Here is a 24,185-nt window from a genome sequence, read left to right as displayed (position 1 = left end):
TGAGTGTGTGGGGGAGGGCTTAGTAGCCGCCGCGGCCACCGCCGCCGCCGCCGTAACCACCGCCGCCACCGCTACGGCCGCCACCGCCGCCGCCGTAACCGCCGCCGCCACCACCACCGTAGCCGCCGCCGCCACCACCGCCGTAGCCGCCACCACCGCCGGTGCGGGGGGGACGTGCTTCCATCGGACGGGCTTCGTTCACCGTCAGGGCGCGGCCCTGCAGCGATGCGCCGTTCATGCCTTCGACAGCTGCGAGTGCTTCAGCGTCCGTGCCCATTTCGACGAAGCCGAAGCCCTTCGAACGGCCGGTGTCACGTTCCATCATGACCTTGGCGCTGACGATCGAGCCGAACTCGCCGAAAGCCTGTTCCAGGTCGTTGTCACGCACGGAGTAGGCGAGGTTGCCCACGTAAAGTTTCTTGCCCATGGAGGGACTCCTAATTCAAACCAAAAAAACACAAAGCGATGGAGTCCCAGAATCACAACAAACTAATGCGCTGTGGCGCGAAACTGACCGATCACCAAATTACGTGCACGGGAGCCGAAGCTCGCAGACACGTGAGCCGGATTATCCGGCCCGATTTCCGAAAAAAGGGGGGAAATCTTGTGTTATCGAGAAACATTCCGACCCGACGGGCGGTTTCGCAACGGTTTCAGGAGGTCGGACAGGCCGTTGTGGTCTATTTCATGCATCAAAGCGAGCAGCCGGCCAATTTCTCCCGCGGGAAAACCCTCGCGCGCAAACCAGGTCAGGTAATTTCCGGGCAAATCGGCAATCAGCGTGCCCTTGTGCTTGCCAAAAGGCATTTCGAGCGTCACCAGGCGCTGCAGGTCTTCGGGGTTCATGCGTGCTTCAGCCGCCTGCGCGCTTGACCGTGTGGCCCTGCTTCACGAGGGCGGCGATGACCACCTCGCGGTGATCGCCCTGGATCTCCACGGTGCCGTCCTTCACCGTGCCGCCCGTGCCGCAGGCCGCTTTCAGCTGCTTGCCCACGGCCGCCAGCGCCGCCGCGTCGAGCGGCAGGCCCTTGACCACGGTCACGCCCTTGCCCTTTCGGCCCTTGGTCTCGTGCGATACGCGGACAATGCCGTCCGTGGCCGCCGTGCGGGCCTTCGCGAGTTCCTTGCAGCGGCATTGCGCCATCGGGGCGCCGCAGTCGGGGCACATGCGCCCGCCCGCCTCGGTGGAGTACACCAGCGTGCTGCCGGTGCGGCTGTTCTTCATCGTTCCCATTCGATCCGTCTTTCTTTCGATCTCTCTTTTTTTCCCGGTGCCCGTTCCATGCCATTCGATACCCTGGGCCTGACCCCCGCGCTCGCGCAAGCGGCCGCCGCGAGCGGCTTTGCCGCGCCGACCGCCATCCAGGCGGCGGCCATCCCTGCCATTTTGCAGGGCCGCGACCTGCGGGGCTCGGCACAGACCGGCTCCGGCAAGACGGCCGCATTTTCCCTGCCGCTGCTGCAGCGCCTGGCCGCCGAGCCCGCCTCGTCAGCGTCGCGCCGGCTGCGCGCGCTGGTGCTCGTGCCCACGCGCGAACTCGCGGCCCAAGTGGGCGAGACGCTGGAAGACTTCGCACGGCACCTGCCCGAGCGCCTGAAGATCGTCGTCGCGGTCGGCGGCGTCTCGATCAACCCGCAGATGATGCGGCTGCGCGGCGGCGCCGACATCGTGGTCGCCACGCCCGGCCGGCTGCTCGACCTGGTCGAACACAACGCGCTCGCGCTCGACGCCGTGTCGACGCTCGTGCTCGACGAGGCCGACCGCCTGTTCGACCTGGGCTTTGCCGAGGAGCTGCAGCGCATCCTGGCGTTGCTGCCGGCACGGCGCCAGAACCTGCTCTTCTCGGCCACCTTCCCGATCGCCATCCAGGCGCTGGCCGACGACATGCTGCACGACCCGGCCCTGGTCGACGTGCAGGGCGAGCCCGGCACCCGCCCCGACATCGTGCAGCGCGCCATCGAGGTCGACGCTGCCCGCCGCACCCAGCTGCTGCGCCAGCTGCTGAAGGACAACGAAGGCACCTGGGACCGCGTGCTGGTGTTCGTCGCCACGCAACACGCCGCGCAGACCGTGGCCGAGAAGCTGTACCGCAACGGCATCTACGCCGTGCCCTTCCACGGCGACATCGCGCAGGGCACGCGCCGCGACATCCTGGCGCAGTTCAAGCAGAGCCGGTGGGACGTGGTGATCGCGACCGACCTGGCGGCGCGCGGCCTGGACATCGCGCAGCTGCCCGTGGTCATCAACTACGACCTGCCGCGTTCGCCCACCGACTACATCCACCGCATCGGCCGCACCGGCCGCGCGGGCGCGAGCGGGCTGGCGATCAGCTTCGTGAGCCCGGCCACCGAGGCGCACTTCCGCCTCATCGAGAAGCGCCAGGGCCAGCGCGTGCCGCGCGAGCGCATCGCGGGCTTCGAGCCGACCGAGGCGGCGCCGGTGGTGGTCGACACCTCGGGCAACGGCGGGATCAAGGGCGCGCGGCCGAGCAAGAAGGACAAGCTGCGCGCGGCGGCGGCGCTGGCCGCACAGGCGGGCGGTGGGGAAGACGCGGACTGACGCGCGTCAGGCGTCAGTCGGCATGCAAGGAGGCCGGCGGGTGCTTCGAACGGTTTCCCGCTTTCGTGCGTTGCGCGTTACGTGTGCTGCTTGCCGAGAAAGCTCGCCATCAGGTCCACCGGCAGCGGAAACACGATGGTCGTGTTCTTGTCCGAGCCGATCACCGTGAGCGTCTCCAGGTAGCGCAGCTGGATGGCCTGCGGCTCCTGCGCCAGCACGCGCGCGGCCTGGAACAGCTTCTCGGACGCCTGCAGCTCGCCTTCGGCATGAATCACCTTGGCGCGCCGTTCGCGTTCCGCCTCGGCCTGCCGTGCGATGGCGCGGATCATGGATTCGGTGAGGTCGATCTGCTTGATCTCGACGTTCGACACCTTGATGCCCCATGACGCCGTCTGCACGTCCAGCGATTCGCGTACATCCAGGTTGAGCTTCTCGCGCTCGGCCAGCATGTCGTCCAGCTGGTGCTTGCCGAGCACCGAGCGCAGCGTGGTCTGGGCCAGCTGGCTGGTCGCGTTGAAGAAGTCCTTGACCTCGATGATGGCCTTGGCCGCATCGACGATGCGGAAGTAGACGACCGCGCTGACCTTCACCGACACGTTGTCGCGCGAGATCACATCCTGCGTCGGCACTTCGAGCACCACGGTGCGCAGGTCGACGCGCACCACCTGCTGGATGGCCGGGATCACGAACACCAGCCCCGGCCCTGCCACCTTCGAGAAGCGCCCCAGGGTGAACACGATGCCGCGCTCGTACTCCCGGAAGATCCATATCGCCGAAAAGAGCAACGCCGCCAGCAGGACCAGAACGACGGCGCCGATGCCATAAGTGAAAGAGAGCATGGTGATCTCCCGCGACTCAGCAAAGGTGCTGAACGGTTGGACACCCGCTGCGCAGCGGCGTTCCGGCCGGGCCGGAAGAAAGGTCGGCGCCGCCGCTACACCCACCCGAGCTGGCGCGCCGCCAGCTCCTTCATGAGCTCCTCGGCCCCGCCGCCGATCATCATCACCTTGACCTCGCGGTAGACGCGCTCGCTCACGGTGCCGCGCATGAAGCCCATGCCGCCGAGGATCTGCACCGCCTGGTCGGCGCAGAACTGCATGGTCTGCGTGGCGTGGTTCTTGAGCAGGCAGACCTGCGCCACCCACTCGGGCGCATTGACGCGGCCCGCCGCCTCGTGCGCGTCACCCTCGGCGGACACGGCCTCGAGCCAGGCCTCGGTCGAGGCGATGCGCATCTGCATGTCGACCAGCTTGTGGCGCACGGCCTGGTGCTCGATGAGCGCGGCGCCGAAGGTCTTGCGCTCGCGCGACCAGGCCAGCGCCTCGTCCAGGCAGGCCTGCGCGAAGCCCAGCGCGCCGGCCGCGAGCCCGACGCGCTCGCCGTTGAAGTTGCCCATGACCATGCGGAACCCGCCACCTTCTTCGCCGAGCAGGTAGCGCGCGGGCACGCGCACGTTGTCGAAGTGCAGCGTCGCGGTGTCGGAGCACAACCAGCCCATCTTCGCGAGCCGCATGCGCGAAAGGCCGGGCGCGTCGCCCGGCACGAGCAGCATCGAGAGCCCGCCCGTGCTGCGGCCTTCGCCGGTGCGCACGGCCACGGTGATCCAGTCGGCGCGCATGCCCGAGGTGATGAAGGTCTTCTCTCCGTTCAGCACGTAGTGGTCGCCGTCGCGCTTGGCTGTCGTGCGCACCGCGGCCACGTCGGAGCCGCCGCCGGGTTCGGTGATCGCAAGCGCGGCGATCTTTTCACCGCGCAGCACCGCGGGCACGACCTCGCGGCGCACATCGTCGCTCGCATGCAGCACCACGGGCGGCAGGCCGATGTTGTGCGAGAACAGACTCGCGAGCACGCCGCCGCTCTGGCCGTGGCGCGCGAGCGCGACCCAGGCCGGCAGCTTGAGCGCATACGAGGCGGGCGTGCCGCCGAGTGCTTCCGGGTAGCCCAGGCCCAGCAGGCCCAGCTCGGCCGCGCGGGCGTACAGCGCGCGCGGGAATTCGCCGGCCTCGTCCCAGGCCTGCACGTTCGGTGCGATCTCGGCCTGGGCGAAGCGGCGCACCGTGTCGGCGAGCGCCGCACGGTCGGCCTCCAGTTCCGCGTCCATGGCGTGCCCGATCAGCCGCGCGGCGGGCGCTTGGCGATGCCCATGGTCTTGGCGAGGATGCCGAGCATCACCTCGTCGGCGCCGCCGCCGATGGAGCCCAGGCGGCCGTCGCGGTACAGGCGCGAGACGCGGTTCTCCAGCGTGAAGCCCATGCCGCCCCAGAACTGCAGGCAGGTGTCGGCCACCTGGCGCGTGAGGCGGCCGGTCTTGAGCTTGGCCATCGACGCGAGTTCGAGCACGTCCTCACCCTTCACGTGCAGGTCGCAGGCGCGGTAGGTGAGGGCGCGCAGCGCCTCCACCTCGGTCTTCAGTTCGGCCAGCTTGAACTGCACCCACTGCTGGTCGGCCAGCGTGGCGCCGAACATCTGGCGCTGCTGCGCCCACTCGATGGTCTGCGTGATGCAGTCGTCCATCGGTGCGAGCGAACTGGCCGCGCACCACAGGCGCTCCTCCTGGAACTGCTGCATCTGGTAGACGAAGCCCTGGCCCTCTTCGCCGATGCGGTAGCGCTGCGGCACGCGCACGTTGTCGAAGTAGATGAGGCCGGTGTCGCTCGAGTCCATGCCGATCTTGCGGATCTTCTTGGCCTTCTCGATGCCGGGCAGGTTCATCGGCACCATCACGAGCGACTTGTTGCGGTGCACCGGGCCCTCGCTGGTGTTGACCAGCATGCACATCCAGTCGGCCTGCAGGCTGTTGGTGATCCACATCTTCTGGCCGGTGATGAGGTAGTCGTCGCCGTCCTTCTTCGCATAGGTCTTCAGGCCCGCCACGTCGCTGCCCGCGCCGGGCTCGCTCACGCCGATGCAGCCGACCGTGTCACCGGCGATGGCGGGCACCAGGAACTCGCGGCGCAACTCGTCGCTGCCGAAGCGCGCGAGCGCGGGCGTGCACATGTCGGTCTGCACGCCGATGGCCATCGGCACGCCGCCGCAGCTGATGTGGCCCAGCCCTTCGGCGAAAGCCATCGCGAACGAGTAGTCGAGCCCGGCGCCGCCGAAGGCCTCGGGCTTGTTCAGGCCCAGCAGGCCGAGGTTGCCGAGCTTCTTGAAGACCTCGTGCGCGGGGAAGATCTCGGCCTCTTCCCATTCGTCGACGTGGGGGTTGATCTCCTCGTCGATGAACCGGCGCAGGGTGTTCTGCATCTCGAGGTGTTCATGGGTGTACTGCATCACTGGTCTCCGTTCGTTCGTTCGTTCGCTCGTTACTTGTCCTGGAACACGCGCGGTGTCTGCGCGAGGTGAAAGCCGTCGTAGGGCCGCACCGCGGGGCGCTGCTGCGCCTGCGCGTCGGGCAGTTCCATCGGCCAGCCCATGCGCGCCTGCGGGCGCGCGCCGTCCACGCGCAGCACGGTGCCGCTGATGAAGGCGGCGGCCGGGCCCAGCAGGAAGGCGATGGCGGCGGAGGTCTCGGCCTCGTTGCCGAAGCGGCCGGCCGGCACGGTGCGGCGCATGGCGCGCAGCATGTCGCCGGCCTCGGGCGGGTAATGGTCCATGCCGCTGGAGGCGATGTAGCCCGGCGCCACGGCGTTCACGCGCACGCCGCTCACGGCCCATTCGGCGGCGGCGGTCTCGGTGAAGCTCACCATGCCGGCGCGCGCGGCGCCGCTGTGGCCCATGTTGGGCATCGACCCCCAGATGTCGGCCACGATGTTGACGATGGCGCCGCCGTGCGCCTGCATGCTCTGCAGGTAGCACTCGCGCGCCACCAGGAAGCCGCCCGTGAGGTTGGTGTGGATCACCGCCTCCCAGCCCTTGGCCGAGATGGCGGCCAGCGGCGTGATGTACTGGCCGCCTGCGTTGTTGACCAACCCATCGATGCGCCCGTGTGCCGCGACGATGGCCTTCACGGCCTCGCGCACGGCGTCTTCCTGGCGGATGTCGAAGGCCTGCGTGCTGGCCTGGCCGCCGGCGGCTTCGATCTCGGCGCGCACCGCGTCGAGCTTCTCGGGCTTGCGGCCCACCAGCACCACGTGGGCGCCGAGCGAGGCCAGTTCGTGCGCGGTGCAGCGGCCGATGCCCGAGCCGCCGCCGGTGACGACGATGCATTGCCCGGCGAACAGGCCGGGCGCGAAGACGGAGCGGTAGTGGGATGCGTTCATTCGACAGGTTCTCGAAAAAGGGGAGGGGCCTTCAGGCCTCGGCGATCTCGGCCACGATGTGGCGCGCGGCCACCTGCGTGCCTACGGCCACATGCAGCGCCGCGACGCGGCCCGCGCGCGGTGCGCAATGCACGTGTTCCATCTTCATGGCCTCGAGCGTGACCAGTGGCTGGCCTGCCGAGACGGTGTCGCCTTCGGCGGCGAGCAGCGCGACCACGCGGCCGTTCATCGACGCGCGCAGCAGGCCGTCGCCGCCGCCCGCGTCGGCGCGCGGAACGGCCACGTGCGTGAGGTCGTCGAGGCGGTGGGCGCGGCCGTCGAAGTGGAGGTCCGTGCGTTCGCCGCGCCGCACGACCCATGCCTGCGCGGCGACGCCGTTGCAGGCGAAGCGCACCGGGCCGTCGTCCGGCAGTGCCAGCAGCGCGAGCGTGGCCGGCGCGGCGTCGTCCAGCACGACCTCGAAATGCGCCGCGCCGCGTGGTGTCACGCGCGCCGTGTGCACCGCCCCGTCGAGCGCAAAGCGCAAGGCGTTGGGCAGCGTGTGCGCCAGCGGCGAGGGCCAGCCGCGCGCGCCGGTCTGCAGCAGCAGGGCCGCGAGCAGGGCGGCGCGTGTGTCGGCCGCCGCGTCGGCGGCGAGCAGCGCGTCGAGGTGGTCGCCGATGAAGGCGGTGGTCGCACCGCCGCCTGCGAACACGGGGTGCGCGAGCGCGCGCTGCAGCAATGCCTGGTTGGTCGGCAGGCCGAGCGCCACCGTGTCGCGCAGGCCCGCGAGAAGCCGCTGCCGCGCTTCGTCGCGCGTGCGGCCCGACGCGATGAGCTTGGCGATCATCGAGTCGTAGAAGGGCGGCACCTCGGCGCCGTCGCGCAGCGCGTGTTCGGTGCGCAGAGCCGGTGACGTGCGCCATGCGCTCAGCGTGCCGCTTTGCGGCAGGAAGCCCTGCTGCGGGTCTTCGGCACACAGGCGCACTTCGATCGCATGGCCCGTGATGCGCACGTCCTCCTGCGTGAGCGGCAGCGGCTCGCCGGCGGCCACGCGCAGCTGCAGCTCGACGAGGTCCAGCCCCGTCACCGCTTCGGTCACCGGATGCTCCACCTGCAGCCGCGTGTTCATTTCCATGAACCAGTACTGGCCCTGCGCGTCGAGCAAAAACTCGAGCGTGCCCGCGCCTTCGTAGGCGATGGCCTTCGCGGCGGCCACGGCGGTGGCGCCCATGCGTGCGCGCAGCGCGGCATCGACGGCCGGCGAGGGTGCTTCCTCGATCACCTTCTGGTGACGCCGCTGCACCGAGCAGTCGCGCTCGCCGAGGTGAATCGCGTGACCGTGGCGGTCGGCAAACACCTGGATCTCGATGTGGCGCGGCGCGACGATGGCGCGCTCCAGGATCACGGTGGCGTCGCCGAAGGCATGCAGCGCCTCGGACTGCGCGCTCTGCAATTGCTCGGCAAAGACGCCGGCCGAGGCCACGAGCCGCATGCCGCGCCCGCCGCCGCCGGCCGTGGCCTTGATCATCACGGGCCAGCCGATGCGCTCGGCCTCGGCGGCCAGCGTGGCGGTGCTTTGATCGTCGCCCTGGTAGCCGGGAATGCATGGCACGCCGGCCGCCTGCATGAGCCGCTTGGCGCCGGCCTTGTCGCCCATCGCGACGATGGCCTCGGGCGATGGCCCGATGAAGACCAGCCCCGCGTCGCGGCAGGCCTGCGCGAACGCGGCGTTCTCGGCGAGGAAGCCGTAGCCCGGGTGCACCGCGTCGGCGCCGCTGGCGCGGGCCGCGGCAACGATCGCGTCGATGTTCAGGTAGCTCTGCGCGGGCAGCGGCTCGCCGATGCACACGGCCTCGTCGGCCTGGCGCACGTGCTCGGCGTCTGCATCGGCGCGCGAGTACACCGCGACCGTGCGGTAGCCCATGGCGCGCGCGGTGCGCATCACGCGCACGGCAATTTCGCCGCGGTTGGCGATCAGGATCTTGTGAAAGGTGCTCATGGCCGTGCCACCGAAAACTGCATGGGTTGCGGCGCACGCGCCTCGGCGTCGCGGCAGATCGACAGCGCCTCGGCCAGCACGGCGCGCGTGTCGCGCGGGTCGATCACGCCGTCGTCGAGCAGCAGCGCGCTGGTGGTGAAGACGCTCATCTGGCGCTCGAAGCGCTCGACGATCTGGCGTTGCATCGCGTCGATCTTCTCGCGGTCGACGGCACCCTTGCGCGCCATGCCGGCCTCCATGACGATGGCCATGGTCTGCGCGGCCTGCTCGCCGCCCATCACGGCGGTGCGTGCGTTGGGCCAGCTGAAGCAGAAGCGCGGCGCAAAGCCGCGCCCGCACATGCCGTAGTTGCCCGCGCCGTACGAGGCGCCGCAGTGCAGCGTGATCTGCGGCACGTTGGCGCTGGTCACGGCCTGGATCATCTTGGCGCCGTGCTTGATGATGCCGGCCTCCTCGTGCGCGCGGCCCACCATGTAGCCCGTGATGTTCTGCAGGTAGACGATGGGCGTGCGCGACTGGCAGCAGGCCTGGATGAAGTGCGTGGCCTTGGTGGCGCCGTCGGAATCGATGGGGCCGTTGTTGGTGATGATGCCCACCGCATGGCCTTCGAGGCGGATGTGGCCGCAGACCGTGGCGCTGCCGTAGTGCTCGCTGAAGGCCAGGAACTCCGAGCCGTCGGCGATGCGCGCGATGACCTCGCGCATGTCCACCGGCCGGCGGCCGTCGGCGGGCATCAGGCCCATCAGCTCCTCGGCGTCGTGGCGCGGCGGTGCGAAGGTGCGCGGCGCCTCGTCGCGCGCCCAGTCGATGCCGCCGAGGATGGCGCGCGCGATGCGCAGCGCGTCGCGGTCGTCCTCGGCCAGGTAGTCGCCCAGGCCCGAGATGTGGGTGTGCATGACGGCGCCGCCCAGTTCTTCCTCGGTGGCGATCTCGCCGGTGGCGGCCTTCAGCAGCGGCGGCCCGGCCAGGAAGGCCCGCGTGCGGTCGCGCACCATCACGATGTAGTCCGACAGGCCCGTCTGGTAGGCGCCGCCCGCGGTCGACGAGCCGTGCGTCACGGTCACCACCGGCAGCCCCGCGGCCGAGAGCCGCGCGAGGTTGCGGAAGATGTTGCCGCCGCGCACGAAGTCCTGCACGCGGTACTGCATGAGGTTGGCGCCCGCGCTTTCCACCAGCTGGATGAAGGGCAGCTTGTTCTCCAGCGCGATCTCGTGCAGGCGCAGCTGCTTGTCCAGCCCCATGGGCTGCAGCGCGCCGGCGTCGATGCCGGAGTCGGAGGCGCTGATCATGCAGCGCACCCCCGCCACGCGCCCGATGCCGGCAATGAGGCCGCCGCCGGGCACGCTTTTCGAAAGGTCGGGGTTGTCCTGGCCCAGGCCCGCCAGCGTGGCCAGCGGCAGGAAAGGCGCGCCGGTGTCCAGCAGCAGCGCGAGGCGCTCGCGCGGCAGCAGCTGGCCGCGCTTGGCGAAGCGCTCGGCCGAGGCGCTGGAGGCGGCCACGGCGCGGGCTTCGTGGGACCGGACCTGGTCCAGCAGCGAGAGCATGCTGGCGCGGTTGGCCTGGTAGCTGTCTCCGGCGGTGTGCAGCCGGGATTCGAGGAAGGGCATGGGGGTCTGTGCGGTGCGCGCGTGTCGTTTCGCACAGACTTTAGGAGGCGGGCCCCCGGCCCGCTTGCGCCAACTAGCTGGGGCGCACGCGCCGTTGTGCGGCGGGGGCGGCGTCGAGGCTGCTGCCCGTGACCACCCAGTAGATGAAGATCAGCACCGCGCCGGCCGTGCCGAACACCGTGAGGCCCATGTAGCTGCCGCCCAGCGAGAGCGCGTCGACCGGGGCGGCCGCCGTGCAGATCATGCTGGCCGCGCTCATGCCCACGTAGTGCATGGTGCACACCGCCACGCCCATCACGGCGGCGGCGGCCACCTGGTGGCTCAGCTTGCGCAGGTTGAAGGCCAGCCACAGCGCCGCGGCGGCGGCCGTGATGGCGATGACCACCGACAGCGCGACCATGCTGAAGTCGAAGCTCATCGTGGCCCGCATGTTCATCGCGAACATGCCCATGTAGTGCATCACGCACACGCCCAGGCCCGCCAGCAGGCTGCCCGCCAGCCAGCCCGAGCGGCTGAACTTGGCGCGCCCGCCCGCCAGGTACAGCGCAATGCCCGAGATCAGGATGGCCGCCACCAGCGACACGATGGTCAGCGGCATGTTGTACGCGATGCCGAAGGGCAGCCGGTAGGCCAGCATGCCGATGAAGTGCATCGACCAGATGCCGATGCCCCCCAGCGCCACCGCGGCGCAGGCCACGATGGCCAGGTTGGGTTTGCCGTCGGCACCGACCATGCGCCCGGCACAGATCAGGGCCACCAGCGAGCCGAAGAAGGAAATGACGAACGAAAGCGCGACCAGCCCCAGGGAGTATTCGGGCGATAGCACTTGGCCTACGACGAGTGGAGTCATGCGATGTCCCTTCGGAAAGAGCGCTTCGCAGACCCCGACTGCCCTATGCGATCGGAACGCTGCGACGCGTCCCGACCAGTTTGTAATATGTGTTTATAAAAGTAAACAGAAACTTGTACTAATTGTTACCCTGAATGACAGGCCGAATTCGATAGATCGAATTGTTCCTGTCGGCCGCCACGTAGACCGTGCCGTCGCGGCCCACGGCCACGCCCGTCACCACATACGGCGGGGGCAGGCCGGGCCCGGCCGCCAGCCCGATGGGCAGGTTCTCGGCGACGGTGCGGCGGGTGCCGGTGGCCGGGTCGATCTCGACCAGCCGGCGCGCCGCGCTCTCGGCCACGATGAAGCTGCCCCACGGCGTCTGGGCCAGGCCCTCGGGCAGCGCCAGCCCGTCGGCCACGGTGCGCAGTGGCGCGCTGGCGTCCAGCGGAATGCGCAGCAGCTTGCCGGCCGCCTCGGTCACGTAGAGCGCGCCGTCCTGGCCGACCACCAGTTGCACCGGGCCGTTCAGCCCGCTAGCCAGCACTGACTTCTCTGCAAACTTCGGCCCGCTGGCGCGCGTGATGCTGCCGGTGGCGAGTTCGGCGTAGATCACGCTGCCGTCGGGCATGGGCAGCGCGTCGAACGGCGCCTTCAGGCCGTGGATCGTCTCGACCGTCTTCAGCGTCTGGCGGTCGACCAGCTGCACCGAGCCCGTGAACCACGAGGTGAGCGCGAACAGCCTGGGCGACAGCCCGACCGCGAAGGGGTAGTCGAGCTCGGGGTCGCGCTGCATGCGGAACACGTCGCGCACCTCGCCGGTGCGCACGTCGACCTGCCGGAAGCCGAAGACGTCGGCCACCCACAGGTCGTTGCCGTCGATCTTCAGGCCCGCCGGCACCGCCACCTTGCCGCTGGTGAGCGTGCGCAGCTCGCCGGTGGCGGGGTTGAAGGCCTGCACCTCGTTGTTGGCCATGTTCGAGACGTAGATCGTCCCGTCCGGCGCGATGGCCAGGTTGTCGAGCGACGGGCGCAGCTGCTTGGCGACGGTCTTCTTGCCGCTCGCAAGATCGACCTTCACCAGCTCGCCGCTGCGCGCATCGACGACCCACAGGTTGCCCTTGCCGTCGAGGTTGGCGGCAGCCGGGATCTTGAAGCCGTCGGCGATCACGGTCAGGTTTCCGTTCGCCGGGTCGATCTTCACGACCTGGCCCTTGAACCACAGCGGGCCGTAGAGCAGGCCGTCGGGTCCGACCTCGAAGCCGTTGAAGCCGCCCATGTCCTTCTTGATGAGCCGGGGGGGCTGCTTGCCTTCGCGGTCGATCTCCCACAGCGCATCGCCCAGGAACACCTGCGAGGCGTAGAGCTTGCCGTTTCGGCGATCGAAGTCGAGCGAGTTCAGGCCGGGCAGGTCCTTGGCGAGCACGCGCAGCGGCGCGCTGTCGTTCTCGCGGTAGCGCAGCATGCCCATGAGGTAGTTGGTCCATGCCAGCTCGCCCTTCGGCCCGACCGCGATGTCGTCGGCTTGGCCTTCGGGCGCGTCGACCAGCACCTTGGCGGCGCCGGTCTGGCGGTCGACCTCCCACAGCGTGTTGCCGAGCACGGAGCCCGCCAGCAGCCGGCCCTTCGCATCGATGGCCAGGCCGTGCACGCCCGCGAAGGACGACGGGGCCACGAGCACTTCGGGCGCGGCCCAGGCGGCGGGGCGCTTGGGCGGTGGCGACAGCGTGCTGCAGGCGGCGAGCAGGGCGAGGGCGGCGGTCAGCGCGGCAGCGCGGATCGAGCGACGGGGCATGGCGATCTCCTCTGGGTTGGCTTTGTGACGGATGCGGCAGTGCGCCCGCAGTCTAGGAGCCGGAAGAGGCCGCGCAGTCGCTCGCGGGACAAGACGCGGACTTTCGTCCGCTGCGGATAACCCGCAGCACCCGGTGATTTTTCAGCCGCGCAGCAGCTGCGTCGCCGTGTGGATCAGCAGCCCCACCAGCCCGCCCACCAGCGTGCCGTTGATGCGGATGAACTGCAGGTCGCGCCCGATGTGGCGCTCGAGCTCATCGGTCATCTCGTGCGCGTTCCACTCGCCCACGCGCTCCTCGATGTAGCGGCGGATGTCCTCGCGGTAGCGCTCGATGGCCGCCGGCGCGGCGGCTTCGAGCTGCTCGTTGATCCAGGCGCGGATCGCCGCGTCGTTCTGCAGCCGCTGGCCCAGCGCGCCGGCCATGGTGGCGATGCGCTGGCGGATGGTCGAGTCGGGGCGCCCGAGGTCGTCGTGCAGCCAGCCCAGCAGCTCGCCCCACAGGCCGTGCAGGTAGTCGCCCAGCGCGGGGTGCGCGATGAGCTCGGCGCGGATCTGCTCGCCGCGCTGCTGGAACTCGGGGTCGAGCTTCAGGCGCACCACGAAGTCGTCCACGAAATGGTCGAAGCGCTTGCGCATCGGGTGGTCGGACTCGGCCGCCAGCTCGGCCAGCGTGCGCGCGATGGCGGCCACGATCTTGCGCGTGGCGAGCTTGGCCGCCACCTGGTCCAGGCCCACGTAGCGCAGCGTCTTGATCTCGCGCGCGATGGCCTCGGTGATGTGCGCCTGCACCTCCTCGCCGTCGAGCAGCTCGGCCACCTGCTGCAGCACGTCGTCGAGCAGCGCCTGGTGGCGCCCGCCGGCCGTGAGCGCATCGAGCGCCTGTCCGGTGAGGCGCGAGAGGTCGATCTTGGCCAGGCCGGCCGCCGCGGCGCGGCCCATGAAGTCGCGCACCCGTTCGTCGTCGAAGGCGGCCAGGCCGTAGCGCGTGGCGGCCACGCCCCATTCGCCGAGCCGCTCGCCGCTGACAGGCCGGGCCAGCCACTCGGCGATGCGCCCCGCCGCATCGAACTGGCGCAGCTTGGCCAGCACCTGGGCGGTGCTCAGGAAGTTGTCGCAGATGAAGCCCGCGAGCTTGGCGCCGATGCGGTCCTTGTTGCTCGGGATGATCGCCGTGTGCGGGATCGGCAGGCCCAGCGGGTGGCGAAACAGCGCCACCACCGCGAACCAGTCGGCAATGGCGCCGACCATCGCGGCCTCGGCAAAGGCCGCCACGTAGCCCCAGGCCGGGTGCTGGCCGTGCAGCGCGCTGGCCAGCGCATACAGTGCCGCCGCCGCGCACAGCAGGCCGAGCGCGACGCGTTTCATGCGTTGCAGTGCGCCGCTGCCGTGGTCTTCAGCCAATGGTGTGCGAGGTCGCGAGGCGCTCCATGAACAGCTCGCAGCGCGCGAGCTGCTCAAGACTCACGAACTCGTCGGGCTGGTGCGCCTGCTCGATGCTGCCGGGGCCGCACACCACGGTGGGGATGCCGGCGTTCTTGAACAGGCCCGCTTCGGTGCCGAAGGCCACCAGCGTGGTGCGGTCTTCGCTGGCCAGGCGCTGCGCAAGCAGCGTGACCGGATCGCCGGCCGCGCCCAGGAAGCTCGGGATCTCGCAGATCGTTTCAAACTTGAAGCCCGCGTCGGGCGCCACCTTCTTCATGGCCGGCTCGATGCTCGCGGCGTACGCCAGCACGTCGGACTGCATGCGCTTGGCGTCGGCCGTGGGCAGGTCGCGGAATTCGTAGCGGAACTCGGCGTCGCGCGGCACCACGTTGTCAGCGATGCCGCCGTGGAACTGGCCCACGCTGGCGGTGCTGAAGGGCACGTCGAAGCCGTCGTAGCGCGGCTCGCTGCGCTCGAAGTCTTCGGCCATGTCACGCACCTTGCCGATCACGCGCGCGGCCATCTCGATGGCGTTGACCGACTTCGGCGTGAGCGACGAATGCGCCTCCTTGCCGCGCACGCAGCACTTGTAGCGGTACACGCCCTTGTGCGCGATGGCCGGCACCATGCTGGTGGGCTCGCCCACGATGCAGGCCAGCGGCTTGATGCCGGCGTCGCGCATGTCGGCGATGAGTTCGCGCACGCCGAAGCAGCCGATTTCTTCTTCATACGTGAAGGCGAAGTGCACGGCGAAGGGCGCGTCGCCCTCGAGGAAGCGCTGGGCATTGGCCAGCGCGATCGCGATGTAGCTCTTCATGTCGGCCGAGCCACGGCCGTACAGGCGCTCGTTCTGCACCACGGCCGACAGCGGGTCGACGCTCCAGGCCTGGCCGTCCCAGGGCACCGTGTCGGTGTGGCCCGAGAGGATCACGCCGGCCGGCTTGCCCTCGCCCAGCGTGGCGAACAGGTTCGCCTTGGTGCGCTCGGCGTTGTAGGTGATGCGGCTCTTCACGCCGAGGGCGGCGAGATGCGCCTGGGCGAAGTCGATCAGCTCGAGGTTGCTGTTTGCGCTCACCGTGTTCATGCGAACCAAGGTTTGCGCCATCAAGAGGCTCTGGGGAGAAAGCGTGTGCTGCATGCAACAGATTGTCCGGGAAGTTGAACGCCCGCGCAGATGGGTATCGGCGTTGTCACGCGCAGCGGGTAGCCTGCCTCCTCTTTTTTCTTTGTTTGGATGGAGAAGACAACATGCGCATGTCCCTGCAGATCACCCTGACCGCCGCGGCCGCCCTGAGCCTGGCCGCCTGTGGCACCACCGGCCCGGCGGCGAACAAGCTGCTCACGCTGGACGGCAACCCGCCGCTGGTCATCGCCCACCGCGGCGCCTCGGGCTACCTGCCGGAACAGACGCTGGAGTCGTACGCCCGCGCCATCGAGCTGGGCGCCGACGTCATCGAGATGGACCTGGTCTCCACCAAGGACGGCGTGCTCATCGCCCGCCACGACCCCAACCTGGCGATCAGCACCGACGTGGCCAAGCACGCGCGCTTCGCCTCGCGCAAGAAGACCATCCAGGTCGACGGCGAGACCCAGACCGGCTGGTTCAGCAACGACTTCACGCTGGCCGAGATCAAGACCCTGGGCGGCATCTCGACCGACGCCGAGCGCCCGCAGGAATTCAACGGCAAGTTCAAGATCGTGACCTTCCAGGAGATCATCGATTTCGCCAAGGCCAAGTCGAAGGAAACCGGCCGCACCATCGCGATCTACCCCGAGACCAAGAACCCCACCTACTTCCGCGACCTGGGCATGCCGATGGAAGACAAGGTCATCGCCGCCATCAACGCCGCCGGCTGGAACAGCAAGACCGCGCCCATCTACGTGCAGTCGTTCGAGCCCGGCAGCCTCAAGTACATGAAGAGCAAGGGCCTGAACACCCGGCTCATCCAGCTGATCGACGGCGACGGCATCGACATGAAGACCGGCGCCATGACCTACGCCGTGCCGGTCGACCGCCCCTACGAGTGGACCAAGGCCGGCGACAAGCGCAACTTCGACGTCATGGTCACGCCCGCCGGGCTGGCCGAGATCAAGACCTACGCCGACGGCATCGGCCCCTGGAAGCGCTACATCGTGAGCGTCAAGGGCACCGTGGGCGCCGACGGCAAGGTGGTGGACGCCAACAAGGACGGCAAGATCAACGACGCCGACGCCACCTCGACGGCCCCCACCACGCTGATCGCCGACGCCCACAAGGCGGGCCTGTTCGTGCACCCCTTCACGTTCCGCAACGAGTCGCGCCGGCTCGCGTCCGACTACAACAAGGACGGCAAGAACGAATACGCGGTCTATTACAAGCTCGGCGTCGATGGGGTGTTCACCGACTTCACCGACACCGCGCTGGCCGCGCGCACCGAGTACCTCAAGAGCATCGGCCGCTGAGGGTTTGCCCGGCACGGTCTTTGCGGCGCATTCCGCAAAGCCTAGACTGTGTCTTATGAAACTCATCGACTCGCTCGTCACGCAGGCGGCCGGCATCGCGGCCGTCCGGCGTGACCTTCATGCCCACCCTGAACTCTGTTTCGAAGAAGTCCGCACCGCCGACGTGGTGGCAGGCAAGCTCACCGAATGGGGCATTCCCATTCACCGTGGCCTGGGCACCACCGGCGTGGTCGGCATCGTCAAGAACGGCACCAGCTCCCGCGCCGTCGGCCTGCGCGCCGACATGGACGCGCTGCCCGTCACCGAGCTCAACACCTTCGCCCACGCCAGCCAGCACCACGGCAAGATGCACGCCTGCGGCCACGACGGCCACACGGCGATGCTGCTCGCGGCGGCCCAGCACCTGGCCAAGCACCGCAATTTCGACGGCACCGTCTACCTGATCTTCCAGCCGGCCGAAGAAGGCGGCGGTGGCGCGCGCGAGATGATCAAGGAAGGCCTGTTCGAGCAGTTCCCCATGGACGCCGTCTTCGGCATGCACAACTGGCCCGGCATGAAGGCCGGCCAGTTCGCCGTGAGCCCCGGCCCGGTGATGGCCTCGGGCAACAAGTTTCATGTGAACGTGGTCGGCAAGGGCGGCCACGCCGCGCTGCCGCAGACCGGCATCGACCCGGTGCCGATCGCCTGCGAGATCGTGCAGGCCTTCCAGACCATCCTCACGCGCAAGATGAAGCCGACCGATTCGGCGGTGATCTCGGTCACCACCATCCACGCCGGCGAGACCAACAACGTGATCCCCGACAACTGCGAGCTGTCGGGCACCGTGCGCACCTTCTCGCTCGAGGTGCTCGACATGATCGAGGCCAAGATGAAGCAGATCAGCGAGCACATCTGCGCCGCGCACGACGCCACCTGCGAGTTCCGCTTCGAGCGTTACTACCCGCCGACCATCAACACCGAGGCCGAGGCCGACTTCGCGCGCCGCGTGATGGGCGGGATCGTCGGCCCCGAGAACGTGCTCAAGCAGGAGGCCGCCATGACCTCGGAAGACTTCGCCTTCATGCTGCAGGCCAAGCCCGGCGCCTACGCCTTCATCGGCAACGGCGACGGCTCGCACCGCGACGTGCACCACGGCGAAGGCCCGTGCACGCTGCACAACGCCAGCTACGACTTCAACGACGACCTCATTCCGCTGGGCGCCACCTGCTGGGTGCAGATCGCCGAGCAGTTCCTCCAGCCCGGCGGCACCGCAGCATGATCGGCATCGGCGAGGCCTTTTCGCCGCGCTACGCCCAGGCGCGCCAGAAGTTCCTGCAGGGCTGCGTCAGCGCCGGCCTCACGGTCGAGCCGCACGCGCACCCGCTCAAGGGCCGCGACGGCGAAGAGCTGTCGATGGACGTGGCGCTCGACGGCGATGCCAACGCCGAGCGGCTGCTGGTCGTCACCAGCGCCTGCCACGGCGTCGAGGGCCACTGCGGCAGCGGCGTGCAGGTGTTCGCGCTGCACGACGCCGAATGGCGCGAGAAGGCCAAGGCACAGGGCGTGGCGGTGCTGTACGTGCATGCGCTGAACCCGCACGGCTTTTCGTACGGCCGCCGCGTGACGCACGAGAACGTCGACCTGAACCGCAACTTCCTCGACTTCTCGAAGCCCGTGCCGGTGAACGAGCCCTACGCGAAGCTGCATCCGCTGCTGCTGCCCGACACCTGGCCGCCGGCGCCGGACAACCAGGCCGCGATCGAGAAGTGGATCGACAAGCACGGCGCCACGGCCTACCAGGCGGCTGTCACCAGCGGCCAGTACCAGTTCGACGATGGCCTGTTCTTCGGCGGCAAGGCGCCCACCTGGAGCAACAAGACCATCCGCAGCGTGCTGCGTCGCCATGCAGGCCACGCGAAGCGCTTGGCCTGGATCGACCTGCACACGGGGCTCGGCCCCAACGGCCTGGGCGAGCGCATCTTTGCCTGCCGCGACGACAAGGTCGCCTATGCCCGCGCCAACGCGTGGTGGGGCACGCCGGCGGCGCCCGTCACCTCGATCTACGACGGCTCCTCGACCTCGGCGCTGCTGCGCGGCCTGATGTGGGACGCCGTGTACGAAGAGTGCCCGCAGGCCGAGTACACCGGCATCGCGCTCGAATACGGCACGCTGCCGATGCTCGAGGTGACCGGCGCCCTGCGCGCCGACCACTGGCTGCACAAGCACCCGGATGCGCCCGCCGACCTGGCCGATGGCATCCGCGCGCGCATGGTGGAGGCGTTCTACACGGACTCCGACGCCTGGCGCGGCCAGATCGTGAGCCAGGCGCGGCAGGCGATGTTCCAGGCGGTGGACGGGCTGAGCAGCTGAACTTGAACGGCCAGGGCGTGCGCTCTGGCGTGCTCCCGCCGACGCGGTACCTTGCTCCGCGAATGTCCCCCGGCCTGCGGCCTCCTCCTTGATTTCGCTGCGCAAGGCACCGCATCGACGTGAGCGTTGGGCAGTGCGGTCGTTGATCGGCGAGCACCAGCAGCGCGTCCAGTGCGCAGGACACCGGGTGCTTCCCGCAGCGAAATCAAGGAGGAGGGCGAAGCCCGGGGGACATTCGCGGAGGGAAGTACCCGGTGGCCTGTGCACGCCCCCCGGACAAGAACTACGTCCGCACCCGCCCGTCAGCAGTCAGCATCGACAGCTCGACAAACTTCGAAGCCACATGGCTCTTCGAAGAGAACGACACCTCGAAGCCACCGAACTGCTGCCGCTCGATGCTTTCCAGCCCCGCGATCAGCCCGTCGCGCGTGCCCTTGCCGCCCGGTGCGCGGCGCAGCCCCTCGGTCAGCACCTTGGCGGCCAGGTAGCCTTCCATGCTCGAGAAATTGGCGCTCGCGCCGCCGCCCGCCTTGCGCACCGCTTCGGTGAACTCGCGGGCCAGTGCATTCGCCTGGTTGTAGGGCGAGGGCACCACCTGCGTGACCATCACGCCCGCGGCTTCCTTGCCCAGCTCGTCCGCCAGCGCCTGCGTGCCCACGAACGAGAGGTTGAAGAACACGCCGCCGTAGCCCGCCTTGCGCATCTCGCGGATGAACGCCGCGCAGGCCTTGTAAGCACCGACCTGCACCACCGCCGCCGGCTGGCTCGCCATGATCGTCTTCACCGCGGCGGCCACGTCGGCCGAGTTGCGCTCCACCGTGGCCAGCGCCACGGGCTTGAGTTCCTGCTGGGCCAGCGCCAGCGTCACGCCGTCGAGGCCGGCCTTGCCGTAGGCGTCGTTCTGGTAGAAGACCGCGATCTTCTTCATGCCCAGGTGGGTGAGCTGTTTCACCATCAATGCCGTCTCGTCGTTGTACGAAGCGCGCAGATGGAACACGTTGCGGTGAAAAGGCTCGCGCAGCGACATCGCGCCCGTGAACGGCGCGATGAACGGCACCTTGTCCTTCACCGCCAGCGGCAGCGCGGCCAGGCTGGTCGGCGTGCCGATGTAGCCGAACAGCGCGAACACGTCCTCGCCGATCAGCTTCTGCGTGTTGGCCGCGCAGCGGTCGGGCTCGTAGCCGTCGTCCAGGTTCTTGATGACCACGTCGCGCTGGCCCGGCTGGGCGTTGTACTGATCCAGGAACAGCTTGGCGCCCTGGTGGAACTGGATGCCCAGCTGCGCGGCCGGCCCGGTGAACGGCGCCGACTGGCCCAGCACCAGCGGTGTGTCGCCCTGCGCCCGGGCGATGCCGAAGCCGCCCAGCGTGGCGGCGGCCGCCGTGGCGATCGAAAAATGCCTGCGATTCAATTGCATCGTCATGGTGAAATCCTCCCTCTGCCCTGTGTGTTGATACTCAAATTAGACTTGTCCGATGGCCCACGCAACGGATTCCCTCCTCGACACGCCCGACGCCACCGCACCCTCCACGGTGCTGGGCGCCTGCCCGCACGATTGCCCCGACACCTGTGCGCTCGTCACCACCGTCAAGGACGGCGTGGCGGTGAAGCTGCAAGGCAACCCCGCCCACTCGCACACCGGCGGCGTGCTGTGCACCAAGGTGTCGCGGTACATCGAACGCAATGACCATGCCGAGCGGCTCGTGCAGCCCCTGAAACGCGTCGGTCCCAAGGGCAGCGGCCGCTTCGAGCCCGTCTCGTGGGAGGCTGCATTGGACGATATCGCCGCGCATCTTCGGGGATTGCAGACTGAACCGGAAGCAATTCTCCCCTACAGCTATGCGGGCACCATGGGCCTGGTGCAGGGCGAATCGATGGACCGGCGCTTTTTCCACAAGCTGGGTGCCTCGCTGCTGGACCGCACCATCTGCTCGATGGCGGGCGGCGAAGCCATGGTCTACACGCTGGGCGCCAAGGTCGGCATGCGCATCGAGTTCTTCGCCGAGGCCAAGCTCATCCTGATCTGGGGCAGCAACTCCATCGCCAGCAACCTGCATTTCTGGCGCCACGCCCAGGCCGCCAAGCGCGCCGGCGCGCGGCTGGTGTGCATCGACCCGCGCAAGACCGAAACCGCCGACAAGTGCGACGAGCACATCGCGCTGCTGCCCGGCACCGACGCCGCGCTGGCGCTGGCGCTCATGCACGAACTCATCGTGCACGACTGGCTCGACCACGACTACATCGCCAACCACACGCTGGGCTGGGAGCAGTTGCGCGAGCGCGCGCTGCAGTGGCCGCCGTCGCGCGCGGCCGAGGTCTGCGGCATTCCCGAGGCGCAGATCGTGGCGCTGGCCCAGGCCTACGGCACGACCAAGCCGGCCGCGATCCGCTTGAACTACGGCATGCAGCGCGTGCGCGGCGGCGGCAACGCGGCGCGCGCCATCGCCTGCCTGCCGGCGCTGGTCGGCGCCTGGCGCGACCGCGCGGGCGGCCTGCTGCTCAGCAGCTCGGGCCACTACCCGGTCGACCGCGCCGCGCTGCAGCGCCCCGACCTGCTGGCCGGGCGCAAGCCGCGCACCATCAACATGAGCACCATCGGCGATGCGCTGCTCGACACCGCGAAGCCCGTGAAGGCCGTCGTGGTCTACAACAGCAACCCGGTGGCGGTGGCGCCCGAGTCGGCCAAGGTGGTGGCGGGCTTCGCGCGCGAAGACCTCTTCACCGTGGTGCTCGAGCAGTTCCGCACCGACACCGCCGACTACGCCGACTACCTGCTGCCCGCCACCACGCAGCTGGAGCACTGGGACATCCACTGCAGCTACGGCCACACCGACGTGCTGCTGAACCGCCCGGCCGTGGCACCGCGCGGCGAGGCCCGCAGCAATGCCTGGGTGTTCCGCGAACTGGCGCGCCGCCTGGGTTTCGACGAGCCCTGCTTCTCGGAGAGCGACGAGTCGCTGTGCCGCACCGCCTTCGCCGAGAAGGCGATCGATTTCGAGCAGCTGCGCGCGCAAGGCTTCACCAGCCTGAAGCTGGCCGAGGCGCCGTTCGCCGAAGGCAGGTTCCCCACGCCCTCGGGCCGCTGCGAGTTCTTCAGCGAGCGCCTGCAGGCCATGGGCATGGACGGCCTGCCCGACCACGTGCCCAACTGGGAGCCCGCCGGCAGCTCGACCGAGTTCCCGCTGGCCATGATCTCGCCGCCGGCGCGCAACTTCCTCAATTCGACCTTCGTCAACGTGACCAGCCTGCGCGCCATCGAAGTCGAGCCGCTGCTCGAGATCCACGCCGACGATGCCGCCGCGCGCGGCATCGAGGACGGCGCCACGGTGCGCGTGTTCAACCAGCGCGGCGAGCACCGCTGCCGCGCCGAGGTGTCGCGCCGCGCGCGCCAGGGCGTGGTGCACGGCATGGGCATCTGGTGGCGCAAGCTCGGCATGGACGGCACCAACGTCAACGAGCTGACCAGCCAGCGCCTGACCGACATCGGCCGCGGCCCGACCTTCTACGACTGCCTGGTGCAGGTCGAAAAGGCGTGATGCGACGGCTGCGCGCGCCCGCGCTGGCATTGGCCGGCGCGCTTTTCCTAAGTGGCTGCGCCGACCTCGGCTACTACTGGCAATCGGCCAACGGCCACCTCGACATCCTGCGCGCGGCCAAGCCCGTGCCCGAATGGCTGGCCGACCCGGCCGTGGGGGCGCCGCTCAAAGCCAAGCTCGAACTCGCGCAGCGCATCCGCCGTTTCGCATCGAGCGAACTCGGCCTGCCCGACAACGCGAGCTACACCTCGTATGCCGACCTGCATCGCCCCGCCGCCGTGTGGAACGTGGTGGCCGCGCCGCCGTATTCGCTCACGCTCAAGAGCTGGTGCTTCCCGGTCGCGGGCTGCGTGGGCTACCGCGGCTACTACGACGAAGCCGCCGCGAAAACCGAGGCCGAGGCGCAAAAGACGAATGGCCTCGAAGTGGCCGTGTACCCCGTGCCGGCCTACTCCACGCTGGGCTGGATGAACTGGGCCGGCGGCGATCCGCTGCTGTCCACCTTCATCGGCTACCCCGAGGGCGAGCTGGCGCGCATCGTGTTCCACGAGCTGGCGCACCAGGTGCTCTATGTGCCGGGCGACACCGTGTTCAACGAGTCGTACGCCACGGCTGTCGAGCGCATCGGCGGCGCGATGTGGCTGCAGCGCGAAGCCGGTGAGGCGGCGCGCGCCGAGTACGCGCAGTTCAATGCACAGCGGCAGGACTTTCGCGCGCTGGCGCTCAACACGCGCCGCGCGCTCACGCAGGTGTACGAATCGCCCGAAGCCAAGGCGAAGGACTGGACCAAGGTCGAGGCGCAGAAGCAGGCCGCCATGGCCGACTTTCGCGAGCGCTACACCGCGCTGAAGGCGGCGTGGACCGGTCCGCGCCAGAACGCGTATGACGGCTGGGTGGCGCGCGCCAACAATGCGGCCTTCGGTGCGCAGGGCGCCTACGACGACTTGGTGCCGGGCTTCGAAGCCCTGTTCGAACGCGAGGGCCGCGACTGGCCGCGCTTTTACACTGCGGTGCGGCGCATTGCCGCACTGGCCACGACGGAGGAGCGCCGCAGCGCCCTGCAGGCCGCCACGGGTATCCTGCACACCCATGCGCGCCACGGCCGCACACACGACAACAACGGAGACGACGGTGCCTGACATCCAAATCGAACGCAACCACACGCTGGGCATTGCCGGCGCCCGCGAAGTCGCGCGCCAATGGGTGCATCAGGTCGAGCAGGACTACGGTCTGGAATGCACCTACACCGAGGGCACCGACTGCGACCGGGCCCAGTTCAGCCGTGCGGGCATCGACGGCACGGTGGAGGTCACGGCCGACACCTTCCGGCTCGAGGCGACACTGGGTTTCCTGTTCAGCAGCTTCAGCGACCAGATCGAGCAGAAGATCTCGCGGAACCTCGACGCGCTGCTCGCCGAACCGCAGGGCGGCACCCGCTTCGCCTGAGGCGGAGGTTTTT

At 69.1% G+C, this 24,185-nt stretch carries 21 protein-coding genes; 7 read left to right on the top strand and 14 right to left on the bottom strand.

All coding sequences use genetic code 11. The annotated features are described in order from the left end of the window. Positions 1–19 precede the first annotated feature (19 nt). The 3 genes from rbp to AC1RLW_RS24785 form a co-directional block, all read right to left on the bottom strand. Positions 20–427: an RNA-binding regulator gene (gene rbp, locus AC1RLW_RS24795; protein WP_095950733.1), complete on the bottom strand. Its 408-nt coding sequence runs from the start codon at positions 425–427 to the stop codon at positions 20–22. Between the two features lie 182 nt (positions 428–609). Further along, positions 610–846 (bottom strand): DUF3820 family protein, encoded by a 237-nt coding sequence (locus AC1RLW_RS24790; RefSeq protein ID WP_056584018.1) that lies wholly within the window; start codon positions 844–846, stop codon positions 610–612. A 7-nt stretch (positions 847–853) separates the two neighbouring features. Beyond that, entirely contained in the window at positions 854–1,234 is a 381-nt protein-coding gene (locus AC1RLW_RS24785; RefSeq protein ID WP_062472780.1) for a translation initiation factor Sui1, read from the bottom strand. A gap of 48 nt (positions 1,235–1,282) precedes the next feature. Here AC1RLW_RS24785 and AC1RLW_RS24780 point away from each other — a divergent pair, with 48 nt between their 5' ends. Continuing rightward, on the top strand, positions 1,283–2,560 hold the full coding sequence (locus tag AC1RLW_RS24780; protein ID WP_492686627.1) for a DEAD/DEAH box helicase: 1,278 nt from the start codon (positions 1,283–1,285) through the stop codon (positions 2,558–2,560). Positions 2,561–2,637: 77 nt separating this feature from the next. On the opposite strand, the gene AC1RLW_RS24775 is transcribed toward AC1RLW_RS24780, so the two are convergent. The 10 genes from AC1RLW_RS24775 to argE form a co-directional block, all read right to left on the bottom strand. After that, complete coding sequence (locus tag AC1RLW_RS24775; protein WP_493195501.1) at positions 2,638–3,399, bottom strand: slipin family protein; 762 nt, start codon at positions 3,397–3,399, stop codon at positions 2,638–2,640. 95 nt (positions 3,400–3,494) lie between these two features. Further along, complete coding sequence (locus AC1RLW_RS24770) at positions 3,495–4,661, bottom strand: acyl-CoA dehydrogenase family protein (protein WP_493195500.1); 1,167 nt, start codon at positions 4,659–4,661, stop codon at positions 3,495–3,497. 11 nt (positions 4,662–4,672) lie between these two features. Next, positions 4,673–5,833, bottom strand: coding sequence for an acyl-CoA dehydrogenase family protein (locus AC1RLW_RS24765; RefSeq protein ID WP_095747399.1), 1,161 nt, complete (start codon positions 5,831–5,833; stop codon positions 4,673–4,675). A gap of 32 nt (positions 5,834–5,865) precedes the next feature. Then, entirely contained in the window at positions 5,866–6,762 is an 897-nt protein-coding gene (locus tag AC1RLW_RS24760) for an SDR family NAD(P)-dependent oxidoreductase (protein WP_493195499.1), read from the bottom strand. A gap of 31 nt (positions 6,763–6,793) precedes the next feature. Then, on the bottom strand, positions 6,794–8,743 hold the full coding sequence (locus AC1RLW_RS24755; protein ID WP_493195498.1) for an acetyl/propionyl/methylcrotonyl-CoA carboxylase subunit alpha: 1,950 nt from the start codon (positions 8,741–8,743) through the stop codon (positions 6,794–6,796). Then, positions 8,740–10,350: an acyl-CoA carboxylase subunit beta gene (locus tag AC1RLW_RS24750; protein WP_095743246.1), complete on the bottom strand. Its 1,611-nt coding sequence runs from the start codon at positions 10,348–10,350 to the stop codon at positions 8,740–8,742. Before AC1RLW_RS24750 ends, AC1RLW_RS24755 begins: the two co-directional genes overlap by 4 nt. Positions 10,351–10,423: 73 nt before the next feature. Continuing rightward, positions 10,424–11,200 carry an MHYT domain-containing protein gene (locus tag AC1RLW_RS24745; RefSeq protein WP_062472795.1) on the bottom strand — a complete coding sequence of 259 codons (777 nt, stop codon included), beginning with the start codon at positions 11,198–11,200 and terminating at the stop codon, positions 10,424–10,426. Between the two features lie 118 nt (positions 11,201–11,318). Next, positions 11,319–12,977 carry a Vgb family protein gene (locus AC1RLW_RS24740; RefSeq protein ID WP_493195497.1) on the bottom strand — a complete coding sequence of 553 codons (1,659 nt, stop codon included), beginning with the start codon at positions 12,975–12,977 and terminating at the stop codon, positions 11,319–11,321. A gap of 141 nt (positions 12,978–13,118) precedes the next feature. Continuing rightward, entirely contained in the window at positions 13,119–14,342 is a 1,224-nt protein-coding gene (locus tag AC1RLW_RS24735) for a DUF445 domain-containing protein (protein WP_493195496.1), read from the bottom strand. A 28-nt stretch (positions 14,343–14,370) separates the two neighbouring features. Then, positions 14,371–15,537, bottom strand: a complete 1,167-nt coding sequence (argE, locus tag AC1RLW_RS24730) for an acetylornithine deacetylase (RefSeq protein ID WP_095950723.1) — start codon at positions 15,535–15,537, stop codon at positions 14,371–14,373. 110 nt (positions 15,538–15,647) lie between these two features. Between argE and AC1RLW_RS24725 the strand changes: the two genes are divergently transcribed. From AC1RLW_RS24725 to AC1RLW_RS24715, 3 genes are read left to right on the top strand one after another with little or no spacing between them, the layout of a single operon-like run. Next, positions 15,648–16,841 (top strand): glycerophosphodiester phosphodiesterase, encoded by a 1,194-nt coding sequence (locus tag AC1RLW_RS24725; protein WP_493195495.1) that lies wholly within the window; start codon positions 15,648–15,650, stop codon positions 16,839–16,841. A gap of 55 nt (positions 16,842–16,896) precedes the next feature. After that, on the top strand, positions 16,897–18,099 hold the full coding sequence (locus AC1RLW_RS24720) for a M20 aminoacylase family protein (protein ID WP_493195494.1): 1,203 nt from the start codon (positions 16,897–16,899) through the stop codon (positions 18,097–18,099). Then, entirely contained in the window at positions 18,096–19,190 is a 1,095-nt protein-coding gene (locus AC1RLW_RS24715) for a M14 family metallopeptidase (protein ID WP_493195493.1), read from the top strand. The genes AC1RLW_RS24720 and AC1RLW_RS24715 overlap by 4 nt, the downstream gene beginning before the upstream one ends. Before the next feature lie 283 nt (positions 19,191–19,473). On the opposite strand, the gene AC1RLW_RS24710 is transcribed toward AC1RLW_RS24715, so the two are convergent. Then, the gene (locus AC1RLW_RS24710; RefSeq protein WP_082818036.1) at positions 19,474–20,607 is read right to left on the bottom strand and encodes an ABC transporter substrate-binding protein; all 1,134 of its coding nucleotides are present in this window, start codon (positions 20,605–20,607) and stop codon (positions 19,474–19,476) included. Positions 20,608–20,665: 58 nt separating this feature from the next. On the opposite strand from AC1RLW_RS24710, the gene AC1RLW_RS24705 reads away from it, so the two are divergent. From AC1RLW_RS24705 to AC1RLW_RS24695, 3 genes are read left to right on the top strand one after another with little or no spacing between them, the layout of a single operon-like run. After that, positions 20,666–22,726: a molybdopterin-containing oxidoreductase family protein gene (locus tag AC1RLW_RS24705; RefSeq protein WP_493195492.1), complete on the top strand. Its 2,061-nt coding sequence runs from the start codon at positions 20,666–20,668 to the stop codon at positions 22,724–22,726. Next, the gene (locus AC1RLW_RS24700; RefSeq protein ID WP_493195491.1) at positions 22,726–23,865 is read left to right on the top strand and encodes an aminopeptidase; all 1,140 of its coding nucleotides are present in this window, start codon (positions 22,726–22,728) and stop codon (positions 23,863–23,865) included. Before AC1RLW_RS24705 ends, AC1RLW_RS24700 begins: the two co-directional genes overlap by 1 nt. Further along, positions 23,858–24,172, top strand: coding sequence for a polyhydroxyalkanoic acid system family protein (locus tag AC1RLW_RS24695; RefSeq protein ID WP_095743253.1), 315 nt, complete (start codon positions 23,858–23,860; stop codon positions 24,170–24,172). Before AC1RLW_RS24700 ends, AC1RLW_RS24695 begins: the two co-directional genes overlap by 8 nt. Positions 24,173–24,185 lie beyond the last annotated feature (13 nt).

The sequence above is a fragment of the Variovorax sp. GW822-FHT04A09 genome (genome assembly GCF_058801005.1).
The sequence above is the reverse complement of the archived record's forward strand: the minus strand, read 5'-3'. Positions and strand labels throughout refer to the sequence as shown.